Below are 14791 nucleotides of genomic sequence, written 5' to 3' on the forward strand. Positions count from 1 at the left end.
ATAAATTTCATAAAAATCAGAAAAATAGTATTTTTAAGAGCATTAATTGGTAGTTTTGAGACTGACTGCCGTTGGCAAACATTATGAAAAAAATCCTGTTAATACTAATATTTCTTTACAGTAATTCAACAATTTGTCAAAATACAATTGAATTAATCGCATATAACTGCATTAAGGATAGAGAATCGGACAGAGATATTTCAGAAATTAAATTTGAAATACTGACTAATCACAAAGTTATTAGTCAGACTACAAAATCTAAATTTGATTTATTTAGGCTACAAACTTCTGCAAACGAAGTCAAAATTGAATATAATAATATTTATAATCAGAAAAAAGACACAACATTTTTGATTACCCCTAAAACTCGAAAACTATTTTTATGTGTCGAAAAAATGAAAGATTATGAAATTAAGACCTTTATTGAAAAAAGTCTTGAGGAAAATAAAAATTGGAAATTAAAATTGTCTGGAGGCAGCTGCTTTGTATATACAGATACAGAGATTAAAATTATTCCTAATAAAAATGATGCTATCCTAAAATATAAGTATACTGAAGAACGAAATGGAAAAAAAATCAAAGAAAAAAAAGTGATTAAACTTGATAAAAATGACCTTGATAATTTAATAATGTTCGAAAAGAAATTAAGATTACTAAATTCAGCAATGAGAAGATGTGCACCTGGAACTTACTACTATTTATCTCTAGGAAATGAAACAATTGAAATAAAAGATGAAACTTGTGTCGGAATTTTTGAAGGATATATATCCAAAATAATTGAAAGAAATAATTAATGGCAATAACTAAGCGTTCCCCAATGAAAAATCGGGGCAAGCTGTGTGGCCGGTACAGCCTGTCCCGACTTCTTTTTTCGGGAGCCTAACATGAACGCCGTGTTGACTAACCCGGCTGTTTGTCGGTTGGTATTATGGGGATTAATCTATTGCTGTGCTGCTCTTTTAGAGATGATTAGCCACATGTCTTTTCTTAGCGGTAGACTTAGGATACCCATAAAGCTTATAAATTGCACCTTTTTGCGTATTGATTGGTTTATTGCTATCACTTTATGCGGTTTTTCTTGATTTTGGGGTGTAGCATTCTATTACGTCTTGAAGGATCGTTTTTTATTATCATTTAATTTTGTTTTTTGAGGCGTTCAATCCAATATTCTGGTGGCCCACGTGCGGTAAAAACGTAGAGGGTCACTAGTTTCCCTTTTTTACATAAAGGGCTAAAGTACTCCAAGTGAAAGACTCATCCATCATTCCGATAGAGGTTTTCAATACTGTAACCCTAAATACACCCAATTTGCTGAAAAAAATAATATTGTTATGAGTATGACCGAACAGTATGATCCCTTTGAAACGCAGTTGCAATGCGAATTAACAAAACCCTTAAATATGAATATGGACTAAAACAAACGATTAAAAACACCGAATTAGCGCAGAATATGACTGCATAAGCAGTGTATATTTACAATAACCTAAGAACACATTTTAGCCTGGATTTAAGAAAGCCAGCTGAAGTCCACAAAAATCCAACGATCAAATACAGATCATATCGATAAAATAATGTAAATTTAACAGAACTTACTATCTAAAAGTAGTAGTTAATCAGCCAAAAAAAACTAAAAAAACTAAATTATTTCAGGAAAATGCAAAAAATTCTACTCCTTTTTCTTATTGGATTATTTTTTTATTCTTGTTCTTCCACCAAGAATAGAAAAGTTAAAACTAAATACTTTGACGAAAACTATACTGAAATTAGCAAGTCTGAGTTTGAACGAATACGGAAAACCAATAGGTTATTAGATATTCCAGGTGATTCTGCTCATCATAAGAAACTAACTTTGAGAGAAAGGCATGGGAAAATAAACAATAGAACATTGTTGGAATCAACACTTGAAAAAGCAATAAACAGAGAATTGGATTCCGAAAAACCATTGGTAATCATGTACTATCCCGGTAAAGATCCTTGCAATTCAAGTGGAAATAAATCAAAAAATGATAGCCGTATAAATTGGCGCAAAGTCTTTGAACATGCTATCTATGAAGTAGGTCAAACTAAACCCATATATATTTATAAGGATCATAGTGGTTTACAAAAAGGTTATGATTCAATTTATCATAAAGATCCAAACGGTATTATTGAAAGGTTATTTTTTAAACATCATTATCCTTGCAGTAGCTTTGTGGTGATTTCAAAGGATGGCGATTTTATTAGTTATTTTGGCGAACATTCGAGTGGTTATGTAATTACGGCAACCAAGCTTATGAATAAATAGGTTTTACAACAAGTATTGTGGTAAAAAACAATTAAAACTTATTAGTTTTAAACTATATTACTCCTGTTAGAATCTTCATATACTAGTTTTGATTTTACAATAGCAAAAACCTGTTTGAGGCACCTATAGCTCACAGCAGTCTAAGCTGGTTTTTTACACTTCCCTTTTGCTAGTATACGTTTATAAATGTTTAGGTAAGCCTTATTATATTAATATGCATTATAACTGCCATAAATAGTAATTTACAGAGTTTTTGATTTCTTACATAGCTTAATTTACTAGGTTTATTTTAATTGCTTTCACTCTTACGAATCACATTAGTTAATCTTGCATAATTATACAATTCACTTCCGCTTGTAAATTGCTCAAACCCATGCATTAGAAGTACTAAAATCAGGGCGATTTTCGATTTAATTCTTGGTGAGGTTTACCTAAGGGTCATCAATTCATGAGGTATTATTTAAATCAATATTAAAAGTTTATCTCTCAAGTCCTTTGTTTGTTTTATTCTACGTTTGACAGAACTTACGACTGCTTTACTGAGACGGTCTAAAACAGCTTCATCTTGCATTTTAATTTTTCACTTTTTGAAGCCTGAAAAAGTGTTTCTATACTAGTTGTATTTCCCATCTGATTTTGTAAGGTCAAAAACCAAATGACCGATGTCTATTCTAAAATATTTAATATTTTTATGCATAAGAAAATGTTTTTTGACGGTACAATTTACCCGAAGTTATGCGATTAAAAATAGAAGGCTAAAAGCCAAGTATAACTGTAATATGTCTGTGAAAAAAGAGGAGAGGGTACCGAAGTTTCACGATTGTCTTTCACAAAATAAACTTTTTCTTCTATTTGTTTTATCTTTTTATTTATCTTAATTTAATGATTTTATTAAAACCTTTACTTTAACGTGTATATCTCCCTGACTGATAGAGTTTATTAACTTATCTTGAAACGTCTAGACTCGCGGATTTTCTATCTGGTATTTTTCTGCTAAATTAGGTGCTAAACACGCAAATATTCATAAGCAAAACCCATAAAAAAAGAACTATGAAACTGTATTACTTAATCATCATATGCATACTATCTAGCCTTAAGCTTTTATCACAGGAGAAGAAAGTTGTTTATCTTAATGAATTTAATCAAGAAATAAGTGAAAATGAGTTTAAAGAGGGGAGATCCGCTAAGGGGATTCTCGATTTATATTTTGAAAATGATTCCTTAGTGAAAGGTTTATTAGTAAGAAAGAAATCAATAGGGAAACTGAACGAAAACAAATTTAATAAGCTAAAAAAGTCTTTATCTATAGAGAATAAAATAAATGATGGGTTAATTGTAATCATATATTACCCTGGGAAAGACAGATGCAATGATGTCAAAAATTATTCTACTTGGAATATTTTTGATAAAGATTATTTAAAAAGACTCAAAAGAATTAGCAATGTTAGTCATCATTGGATTTACAAAAATGACGAAAACTTAAACTTTTATTACCAAAACAAAATAGGATGGAAAAAAGATAAAAATCAACTCATCGAAAAAATGTTTTTTAAATATCATTATCCTTGTGCTAGTTGTGTGGTTTTAGATCCTGAAGGAAATTTTATTACTTATTACAGCGAATTCGGAAAACAAACCGTTTGGAAAATGGCTAAGGAACTCAAAAGAATTTAATGAATTTCTCCCTTTAAGGATTAAGCGTTTGCGGAGGGGTGCTATACAACAGGAATATGATAATAGCTCATTCAATTTTATGCTTGTTTTTTCTATAATGGGTCTAAAATGTTGCTGGGGGAGAGGCTTTTTGAAATGATGAATTAACAGACAATTATAATTTTAGCGCAACAAAAATTACCAGAATTTTATTGGTTTAAATTAGGGGCATTGCACACTTTATGCAATTTATCAACAAGTATGACTTCTAAAGCCTGCTGTCAGTTACAATTGCTTAGCGTTTAAGGTAGTTTCTCACAATATAGCTTTGAATAAAATTAATAAGCATCTTTAAATTAATATCGATAATGTAAAAAGGACTATAAACGCTTATAATTGAGTCTGAAAAACACGTCGTTTTCCAATTATATGAATCTCTAAATTTTAAGTTGTTTTTTTTAATAATTGTTCAAAATCCTATTTAAAAAAGACCAAAACTTAGTCGTCCTTACCAAGGTATCGGTCAACTATCTCTTGTATTTCCTGTTCTTCAGCTAGCTCGAGTAGCTTCAAGTTTATAGTACTTAGTCTATTGGTATATTCTGGGAAAGCAAAACCATATCCTTGTTTATAATATTCGGCTTTAGCTACATAAATCTCTTCCTCGGGGTGGTTGACTTGATAATAAAGTAGCTGTGGGCGGTCGTAAACTACGGCATCTACTTTTTTGTCTTTGAGCAGTTGCATAGCTTCAGGTAAACTACTTACTTGTGTAACTTTAGCCTTGTGTTCTTTTATAAATGCTATTGCGGGTGAACCGGTAATTGTGGCCGTATTTTTTCCTGAAATTTCTTCAATTTTATCGATTGTAGAGGTACCTAATCCACTTAAAGTTAATGTGCTTGCGATACCCGCAATCATTGATCCAGCAAAAATTAATGTAATGACCATCCATATACCAGCAATGACTCTCCCTTTTAAAGTAATAGGCGCCATATCGCCATAACCGGTAGTACTCATAGTTACAATAGCAAGCCACATACCGTTTCCGATTCCTTTTACAGGATCTTTAGGAAATTGATCTGGTGATTCGTGACGCTCTGCTAACCATAGTAACGTACCTACTACCGCTAATATGAGTAAAAATCCGCTTACAGCTAAAAGAAGCTCTATGCTAAAAAAAGGCTTGATTCGCTGCCAAAGCCCGTTTTCGTCTTTTCGAGAAGCAATACCTAAACTAGATTGATAAAAAGGTTGTGTAAATTTGTAACCCTTTACTCGTTTTGAGGTAATACTTACAGGGCCGATAAGCATATCTATTTGGTTGCTATTTAGCTGCTGGAGTCCTTTTTCTATAGACGAAAAACTCTTTAATTCGTAATCCCATTCTTGTTTGTTCGCAATTCGATCCCAAATTTCTAAAGCAATTCCATCTTGGTCTTCATTATTAAAAACAAAAGGCTGACTCCCCGCAATTCCTACGCGAAGAGAATTGGGGGTTTGATTGGTATCTATTTCCTTTATTTGTGCAGACACGCTAAGTGTTGCCAGTAATAAAAGTAAGATGCTTAAAAAGTAATTTTCAAGTATTTTTTTCATAAATAAAATTTACAATTAACAAAGTTAGAATAAATTTAAGATTTAAAGGTTAAATCCTAAGGCGCAGTATTTCTTGATTTTTTAGGAAGTATAATGCTAATTGCGAATAAAATTTTGTACAAATCATTGTTCCTTTAAAATTAACTAAAACGCAAAAGTTGGTTTTGGATTTACCTCCAAAAACTGTAACTTTCAGCTTGTAACGCCAGCGGTAGCGCATGACGTTTTATAAATGTAAAAAAACTTATGAGTCAAAATATAAACTTAGCCGTATTAATAGATGGTGATAATATTCCTTCTTCTCCCGTAAAAGAAATGATGGAAGAAATTGCTAAATACGGCAACCCTACAATCAAACGGATTTATGGTGATTGGACGCGCCCAGGGTTGAATCGTTGGAAAAGTTTGTTGCTAGAAAATGCCATTACCCCCATACAACAATATGGGTATACCACGGGTAAAAATGCAACCGACTCGGCTATGATAATCGATGCGATGGATATTTTATATAGTGAGAAGGTGGATGGGTTTTGTTTGGTTTCTAGCGATAGCGATTTTACCCGTTTGGCTACTCGTTTAAGGGAGGCAGGAATGCAAGTGATAGGAATAGGAGAAAAAAAGACGCCCAATCCGTTTATTGTGGCTTGTGATAAGTTCATTTATATCGAAATTCTTAAAAATCAAAGTCAAAATAAGTCGGCCGATAAGGGCGAATCGGAAGAAAATGTAGATAAAATAACCGAAAAGGAAATCAGTTTAATTAGATCTACTATAAACGATTTGTCTGACGATGATGGTTGGGCTTTTTTGGGTGACGTAGGCGGATTAATCCAGAAAAAAAGACCAAACTTTGATTCCCGAAATTATGGCTTTGAAAAACTGACTCCTTTAATAAAAGCCACTCAGCAATTTGAAATAGAACAACGTGAAACGTCAAAAAGCAGACACAAATTAATTTACGTTAAAAATAAAATACACAAAAGGAAAAACAGCCGGTAAATTACAATTATTTATTACAGATAATAGCGTGATTAAAGTGCAATAAGTTTTTAACTACTGCCTTCTCTTAAATGTTAATCGCTTGAAAAACCAACTTTACTTTCTGTTTGACCTATTCTTCGAAGGTTTTAGCTGAGGTTTTGATTCTCATCAAATCTAAAACCAGTTTTTGGACATAACAATTTTTGAAAATTTCTACACTTATCCAGAGTTTAACTTTTAAATTTGTGCGGCATATTTTAGTTAAAAGCACAAAAAGCGTGTTCAACACTTTCTAAATTGAAAGACATATTTGACCCATCGAATCTGCCCTGATGAGAATAAATCTATAAAATTTTATTGTTACCGTGTGTTTGTAATGAGATGCTACAAATCCAATTTACCTTAAAGAGGTATTTCAATTCCTTTTAAGTTCATATTTTAAATTTCCATTTTTTTACCCATAACCATGAAAAACCTCTTAAAAAAATAGGTTTCAGAATAAATTCTAAAAAAATATAATAAGAAACACAAAATTAAATTTTGGTTAGGCTAGTGTTTGTAGGGGTTTTCAGATGTTAATTAAACTTTTATTAACTTTTTAGTCCAATATTAAGTTCTATTTTCGTCGGTTCTTAAAATAATAGATATGAAAAAAAATTACTTAAGTGTGTTACTATTCGTAGCAACGTTAAACTTGTTTGCTCAGCAAACAAACATTTCTTTTGAAACCGCAGAAGGATTTCAATTGGGGAACTTACATGGTCAAAATGCCTGGGAAGTTTCTGAGGGCAGCAACGGGGTTTTGCAAAGCCAGATAATTTCTGACGAACAAGCAAGCCAAGGGAGTTATTCTTTTAAAAATGCCTATGATTCAGGTTTTAACTCGCAATGGCTACCTATTTTTGGTGCGGCGAAGACCTTTAATAGCCCTAAATCATTTCAAGATTTTACATTTTCTTATGATATCTTCATCACCGATACTTTAGGCTCAGATTTTGAATTCACCCTTTACGGAATTGATGCGAATGATACCTTTGTACCTGTGGCAGGAATAGGTATGGAAAATCGTGGAATGGTGTATATTATAATCGATGAAAATTATTCTTCAGATTATACTTCTGCTAGCTGGGTTCCTCAAAGCTGGGTAAATGTTCGTATAGAAGTAAGTGCTTCTGCAGTAAAGTACTATTTAGATAATACTTTAATTTACACCGCCAATAATTTTTCTCAATTAGATATTGAAGGTTTTAATATGTTGCATAATAATTATGGAGAGGATGCTTACTACGATAATATGACCTATTATAATGGAAGTCTTTCTGTAGATCAAATAGAGTTAGTCGAGGTAAAACTATATCCAAATCCTGCGGTGAACGAATTAAAAATTCAAACGCCCAAAGGTATAGCGATTAGAACGCTTGAAATTTTTGATTTATCAGGTAAACAAATCCTACATTCAAACGAATCAATAGAGGTAGATATTTCAAGCCTTTCTCAGGGAACTTATTTTGTAAAAATCAATACCAATAGAGGTTCTATCAGTAAAAAAATCATTAAAAAATAAACACTTAACACCAATACACCTCAAATTGTTTTTATGATTTGGGGTTTTTTATATCACTTAGTTAGTTTACTATTCGTTTAAATTTTTAGGTTTTATAATTGAATAGATTAATGTTTTGTAGCGTTTTGTTCAAATTGAATTAACATTTAAGCAAAATAATTTGTATATTTTTAGTTTCTTAAATATTTCATATTATGTTTGCTTCATTCAGTGGTTATCCGACCTATTTTTCTATTGTTTTCTTTTTTATTTTAACATTTTCGGTAAAAGCCCAAAATCAGATTTATCTGCAAGATTTTGAAACCAATGCGGGGTATAGCACCAGTATCCCCGAGTTTACAGATAATAGTGAAGATTATTTTATCCGCACTGACGGTACAAATATAAACCCGAGCTATTTAGGTAAGTTAGGTAATTTTTTTTTTGCCGCGCAAGATATTGATGGAGAGGGAGCTTCGGCTCAACAAAGCTTAATGCTTTCAAATATCAATATCGCCTACTATACCAATTTAGAATTTCGAGTTTACTTGGCAGAAGAGGATGCTACTGACGGCGATGAAGATTGGGACTCGTCTGATTATGTGCATATATCTTATGAGGTTGATAATAGCGGTAGCTATACTCCTTTACTGCATATAGAGTCTAGAGGGGGTAGTACAAATACAGAACCAGCCATAGATACCAATTTCGATGGGGTAGGAGATGGCATTGCGTTGAGTCCTAGTTTTCAACAATTTGTGGAAAGTATTCCTACCACAGGACAATCCTTAAACTTAAAAATTGAATTCAATTTAGACAGTGGAGATGAAGATATCGCTATAGATCATATAGAAATATACGGTACCCCCACTATTAATGGTGATGCCACTACAGAAATTTACTCCCCCATAAGTCAGGTAACAGGAACTAATATCGATGCTTTAGACGCTACACTTTCTGGTAATGCAGAGGAGGTTTTCGGATTTATTATAGAAGATCAAGGCAGTGGCGATAATTTACCTACTTATGTAAATCAATTGCGCTTTGTGCCCGCTGCTGGCAATACGGCTTTGTGGGAAGACCATCTAGCAGATTTTACTTTGATCGATGAGAATTTAAACTCCTATGCTATTAATCAAATCAATGTTAGCAATCAAGAAATCATTTTAGAATTTAATCCGCCTATTAGCATAGGTGATGGTGCGTCTTTAGAATTTTTGATGGGTGTTTACTTGAAAGAACATAACATAGTAGACGGAGCCGATCTTCAATTTAAGATTCCAGCGACAAATCACGGATTTGCAGCCGCAAACAATGGTTCTACTTTTTCAGATTCACTATTGCTGGGAGACATTACGAGTAATGTTTTTAGTATTGAGGTCCATGCCAGCGAATTACGCTTTATGCAACAGCCTAGTGATGTTTTTGTAAATCAAGTTATGAGTCCACCTGTGCAGGTCATTGCTACCGATGCCAACGGAAATATAGACACCGATTATAACCTCAGTGTTAACCTCACCTCAACAGGTAGTTTAGCAGGTAGTCCTGTTACCGAAACCGCGGTAAATGGGATGGTATCATTTGCCAATATATCGCATACTCAAAGTGGTACAGGATTACAATTAAGCGTTGACGATGGTATGTTTCCCGTGCAAAATAGCTTGAGCTTTTTTGTATTTACTGCTGCGGTTGCTCCTACTCCTGGAACGGTCTACATAACCGAAATAAGCGATGCGAATAATTATCAAAATGAATTTATCGAGATTTTTAATGCCTCAGACCAAATTGTTGAAATGAAGGATGTAAAATTGGTAATGGACAATAACGACGTTTGGCGAATTGGCGACTTGGTGGCAGGATCTAATGCTGATACGTACATTCATCCAAATGGTTTTTTGCTAATTTCACGCGGAGCCACACAAGGAGCCTTTGAACTGGAATTTGGGGTAATCAATACCAATACTCAGTTTATTGCTGGTAGTCAAATTATGTATTTTGGAACAGGTACAGCAAGAAGGTGGCGAATGTTTATTGGCGGTACAGTGAATACCGCAGATGGCACCTTATTAGATGATACGCAAAACAACGTTGCAGTAGAAGATAGGCGAAATTACCAAAATATACTTACCAACGAATTTATTGACACCGATAGTGCACAAGCAAATCCTGGCGAGTTAGACTACTTGTTGTTCATGAACGATGAGTGGGTAAATCAATTGAGGCCAGATGTTACCACTACTAAAGATATACTTATTGGTGATGATTGGATGAGTAAAAATGATTTTAGTGGTAAGAACCTATTTATTGCTCCAAATAAAAAACTAATCAATCACCATTATTTACAATTGAGCGGTAACAAAATGCAAATAGACGGTGAATTAATTTTTGGAAGCAAAAGCCCCGCCCAAATGGGTACTTTAGGACCCATTCCAAATACTATGAATATACAGGGAGAAGTTGAGGTAGAAAGAATTATCCCTCCAAAGAGAGCGTACAGATTGTTAAGTAGTTCGGTAACCAGCGCTAGAACTATTCACGAACAATGGCAAGAAGGGGCAAACAACACAGATTATTCCAATTTTTTAAATCCTAATCCAGGTTACGGCACACATATTACGGGTTCAACTACTGGTCAAAACGGTTTTGATGCCACGCCTTCGGGTAACCCTTCTTTATGGCGCTTTGATAATGCGAACCAACAGTGGTTTGCTGTTAGCAGCACTTTGAATACTTCTTTGCAAGCAGGAACTCCTTATCGTTTAATGGTACGTGGTAGTCGAGACATAAATGTGACCCAAAACGCAAGTCAGCCAGACACCACGCGCCTGCGTATGCGTGGTAATTTGACTCAAGCTGGCAATTTTGAAGTGCCTAGCAGTGAGTTAAACGCAACACCGGGGGCGTTTAATTTTGTCGGTAATCCTTATCAAGCACAAGTTGACTTAAATCAGGTTCTTTCGCGATCTGTAGACATTAATCCGAACCAATATTATATTTGGGATCCTAATAAAAATGTACGGGGTGGTTTTGTTGTGGTAGATTTACCTTCGGGTACCAATTCAGACGGCTCAGAAGCAAATGCTATTATTCAGGTAAATCAAGCATTTTTTGTGCGTACCGGAGGAGCAAATCCTAAAATAATTTTTAATCAAACAGATAAAGTAAAGCAAAGTTTCACACAGGTTTTTAGATCGAATAAGCCGCAAGATTTGGCTTTAATCGGTCAATTGTATGCCAATGAGGCTTCTAATATGCACTTAACCGATAGTTTTATTATACGCTTTGATGCTGCTTACACCAACCAAGTGAATGATGCAGATGCTGCTAAAATGGGGAATCTAGATGAGAATATTGCAATAATCAATCAAAACGATTACTTAAGTATAGAACGAAGGGAAATGCCAGTAATAGGTGACACTTTAGACCTCTTTGTAAATAATTACCGATTTAATAATTACCGACTTAATTTTGATCTACCAGCATTTGCTGGTGTTAGTGTATTTTTATTAGATCGATACCTAAACCAAGAGACTCCTCTTACGAAAGGGGCAAATCAAGTAGATTTCACGATCGATGAGAATATACCGCAGAGTATTGCTGCCAATCGGTTTGCTTTGTTGTTCAAGCAAAAAAACTTAGCTAACCCGATATTGAAAAAGTCTAGTTGGCTTGTTTACCCTAATCCCTTTACGGATTATTTTCAGGTCAAGGCCGAATCTCTTATCGGTAAAAACCTAAGGATTTCGATTTATAATCAATTGGGTATGCGAATTAAGGAATTAAAACATGATTCTTTTAGCGGAGAAGAATCAATTCATGCTTTGAAAGGTTTACCAAACGGATTTTATTATATTCAGCTTCAAGCTGATGATATTATATTTACTCAGAAACTTATAAAGAAATGATGAGCGAACAATAAAGCAAAAAACAATCCCGAATATGCTGAGTGTATTTGGGATTGTTTTTTAAATACTAAGGCTTCTTCTTCCAAATTTTATCAGATACGGGTAAGTAAGCTGGCAAGGCGGCAGAACCGTACCACGGATAAACCTCATAAGCCAAAAAATTATTTTTAATTGCTTGATCAGTAGCTAAGATGGCTTCTAGTTTTTCTTGACTTTCTACCCCTTGAAAAATGAAAATACCGCGATAATTCTTTTGATTGGTTCCTAATGGGCCAGCTACCACCAACTTGCCGTTTTCAACTAATCGTTTAATATTATCTAAATGACCGCGCATACTTTTGGCCAATAATTCTTGGTTTTGACTTTTATTTTTACCGGTTTTTAAAATTACCAAGAAGTATGACCTCATTCCATAATCATCGGCTTCATACTTTTGGGCTAAAGAATCATCAAAATTGGGATTGGCAATTTTTTCTTGTGCAATAGAGTGGAGGCAGCACATTAAAAATACAGTTAAAACAAGCGTCTTAGTAGTTTTTATAGGCGTTGATTTGAAAAAAATAATTAAAATTAGAAATGCTATGGCCTTGCGTTAGGGATTGTCGTGAAAATACTTTGAGGTGTCTTTACACCTCAAAGATTGTAACAAAAGCCCGACCCTTTAGGGTAACGCCCTAAAAAGGATGACCAAACTAATTTTACTCTTCATCGATAAGAATTTCTAGTATCTGAATAGCTGCATCGCTAATTTTTGTTCCAGGTCCAAAAACGGCAACGGCACCAGCATTGAATAAATATTCATAATCGGCAGAAGGGATCACCCCACCAACAATAACCATAATATCTTCTCGTCCCAAGACCTTTAACTCTTCGATAACTTGAGGAACCAGAGTTTTATGTCCGGCCGCCAAAGACGACACACCCAAAACGTGCACATCATTTTCTACGGCTTGCTTTGCTGCTTCTTGCGGGGTTTGAAAAAGAGGACCGATGTCTACATCAAATCCTACATCGGCGTATCCTGTGGCTACTACTTTTGCGCCTCGGTCATGCCCATCTTGCCCCATTTTGGCGATCATAATTCTAGGTCTTCTACCTTCAAGTGTAGCGAATTGATTGGCCATTTCTCTCGCTTTCTTAAAGCTCTCGTCGTCTTTTATTTCTTTGCTGTACACGCCGCTAAATGATTTTATTTGTGCTTTATGTCTTCCGTAAATTTTTTCGAGTGCTAGACTAATTTCGCCAATGCTAGCTCTGTTTCTTGCTGCATCTACCGCTAGGGCCAGTAAATTTTCTTTGCCCGTTTTTGCGGCTTGAGTTAATTTTTCTAAACTCTCTTGTACTTTATTTTCATTACGATTTTCGCGTAATGATTCTAGGCGTTTGATTTGTTGTTTACGCACACTTTGGTTGTCTACCTCGAGGGTTACAATTGGGTCTTCTTGTTCTAGTCGGTATTGATTGGTGCCTACAATAATATCTTGCCCGCTATCAATTCTAGCCTGTTTACGTGCAGCAGCCTCTTCAATACGCATTTTAGGAATACCTTTTTCAATGGCTTTGGTCATTCCTCCCAATTCTTCTACTTCTTGAATGAGTTCCCAAGCTTTATGGGCGATGTCATTTGTTAGGCTTTCTACATAATAGCTTCCTGCCCAAGGATCTACTGTTTTGGTGATTTGAGTTTCTTCTTGTAGATATAATTGTGTGTTACGGGCGATGCGTGCCGAAAAATCGGTTGGTAGCGCAATGGCTTCGTCTAGTGCATTGGTATGCAAACTTTGAGTACCGCCAAAGGCTGCTGCGGCAGCTTCAATACAGGTTCTCGCCACATTATTAAAGGGGTCTTGCTCAGTAAGCGACCATCCGCTAGTTTGGCAGTGTGTACGTAGAGACAGCGATTTTGGATTTTTAGGGTTAAATTGTTTTACAAGTTTTGCCCATAGCATTCTAGCTGCTCTCATTTTGGCTATTTCCATAAAATGGTTCATACCTATCGCCCAGAAAAAGGATAAACGCGGAGCAAAACTATCAATATCCATTCCTGCTTCTAATCCTTTACGGATATATTCAAGACCATCGGCTAGGGTATAAGCCAACTCGATATCACAAGTAGCACCTGCTTCTTGCATGTGGTAACCAGATATACTAATACTGTTAAAACGAGGCATATTTTGCGAGGTGTATTCGAAAATATCGGCAATGATTTTCATTGAAGGACTAGGTGGATATATATAGGTATTACGCACCATAAATTCTTTTAAAATATCATTTTGAATGGTACCTGCTAATTGCTCAGGTGCTACGCCTTGTTCTTCTGCAGCGACAATATAGAAAGCCATGATAGGCAGTACGGCACCATTCATGGTCATTGAAACCGACATTTTATCTAATGGAATCTGGTCGAAGAGTATTTTCATGTCTTCGACCGAATCAATGGCAACACCAGCTTTTCCTACATCTCCAACCACGCGGTCGTGATCGGAGTCATAGCCTCGGTGAGTGGGTAAATCGAAGGCAACCGATAGTCCTTTTTGACCAGCCGCTAGGTTACGTCTATAAAAGGCGTTACTTTCTTCGGCAGTTGAAAATCCTGCGTATTGTCTAATGGTCCACGGCCTTTTTACATACATCGTACTGTAAGGACCTCTTAGATAAGGCGGTATTCCTGCTGCATAGTTGAGGTGCTTAAAACTGGCAATATCTTGTGGACTGTATACTTTTTTAATTTTTATTTTTTCGGCTGTGAGAAAAGTTTCGGTTGTATTTGGGGTTTTTACCGATTGCTTTTTAATTTGAATATGTTGTAAATCTTTTCTTTTCATA

General features: G+C 34.9%; 9 protein-coding genes. 6 read left to right on the forward strand and 3 right to left on the reverse strand.

Annotated elements, in window-relative coordinates; genetic code table 11:
- The first annotated feature begins 83 nt into the window (after positions 1-83).
- From ACH2AZ_RS11550 to ACH2AZ_RS11560, 3 genes are all read left to right on the forward strand, one after another.
- On the forward strand, positions 84-794 hold the full coding sequence (locus tag ACH2AZ_RS11550; RefSeq protein ID WP_394907966.1) for a hypothetical protein: 711 nt from the start codon (positions 84-86) through the stop codon (positions 792-794).
- Between the two features lie 860 nt (positions 795-1654).
- The gene (locus ACH2AZ_RS11555; protein WP_394907967.1) at positions 1655-2284 is read left to right on the forward strand and encodes a hypothetical protein; all 630 of its coding nucleotides are present in this window, start codon (positions 1655-1657) and stop codon (positions 2282-2284) included.
- A 1050-nt stretch (positions 2285-3334) separates the two neighbouring features.
- Positions 3335-3958 (forward strand): hypothetical protein, encoded by a 624-nt coding sequence (locus ACH2AZ_RS11560; protein ID WP_394907968.1) that lies wholly within the window; start codon positions 3335-3337, stop codon positions 3956-3958.
- A 477-nt stretch (positions 3959-4435) separates the two neighbouring features.
- Here ACH2AZ_RS11560 and ACH2AZ_RS11565 read toward each other — a convergent pair whose 3' ends face one another.
- Positions 4436-5536 (reverse strand): transporter substrate-binding domain-containing protein, encoded by a 1101-nt coding sequence (locus tag ACH2AZ_RS11565; protein WP_394907969.1) that lies wholly within the window; start codon positions 5534-5536, stop codon positions 4436-4438.
- 246 nt (positions 5537-5782) lie between these two features.
- On the opposite strand from ACH2AZ_RS11565, the gene ACH2AZ_RS11570 reads away from it, so the two are divergent.
- The 3 genes from ACH2AZ_RS11570 to ACH2AZ_RS11580 all read left to right on the forward strand — a co-directional run bounded on the left by ACH2AZ_RS11570 (position 5783) and on the right by ACH2AZ_RS11580 (position 11965).
- Positions 5783-6535 carry an NYN domain-containing protein gene (locus tag ACH2AZ_RS11570; RefSeq protein WP_394907970.1) on the forward strand — a complete coding sequence of 251 codons (753 nt, stop codon included), beginning with the start codon at positions 5783-5785 and terminating at the stop codon, positions 6533-6535.
- 628 nt (positions 6536-7163) lie between these two features.
- A complete protein-coding gene (locus tag ACH2AZ_RS11575; protein WP_394907971.1) occupies positions 7164-8081 on the forward strand; it encodes a T9SS type A sorting domain-containing protein in 918 nt (305 codons plus the stop codon).
- Positions 8082-8275: 194 nt separating this feature from the next.
- Positions 8276-11965, forward strand: a complete 3690-nt coding sequence (locus ACH2AZ_RS11580) for a T9SS type A sorting domain-containing protein (protein ID WP_394907972.1) — start codon at positions 8276-8278, stop codon at positions 11963-11965.
- A gap of 67 nt (positions 11966-12032) precedes the next feature.
- Here ACH2AZ_RS11580 and ACH2AZ_RS11585 read toward each other — a convergent pair whose 3' ends face one another.
- Positions 12033-12467: a YciI family protein gene (locus ACH2AZ_RS11585; RefSeq protein ID WP_394907973.1), complete on the reverse strand. Its 435-nt coding sequence runs from the start codon at positions 12465-12467 to the stop codon at positions 12033-12035.
- 196 nt (positions 12468-12663) lie between these two features.
- Entirely contained in the window at positions 12664-14790 is a 2127-nt protein-coding gene (gene scpA, locus ACH2AZ_RS11590; protein ID WP_394907974.1) for a methylmalonyl-CoA mutase, read from the reverse strand.
- Between the last annotated feature and the right edge of the window lies 1 nt (position 14791).

It is taken from the genome of uncultured Mesonia sp., assembly GCA_947499595.1.
GTDB lineage: Bacteria > Bacteroidota > Bacteroidia > Flavobacteriales > Flavobacteriaceae > Mesonia > Mesonia sediminis.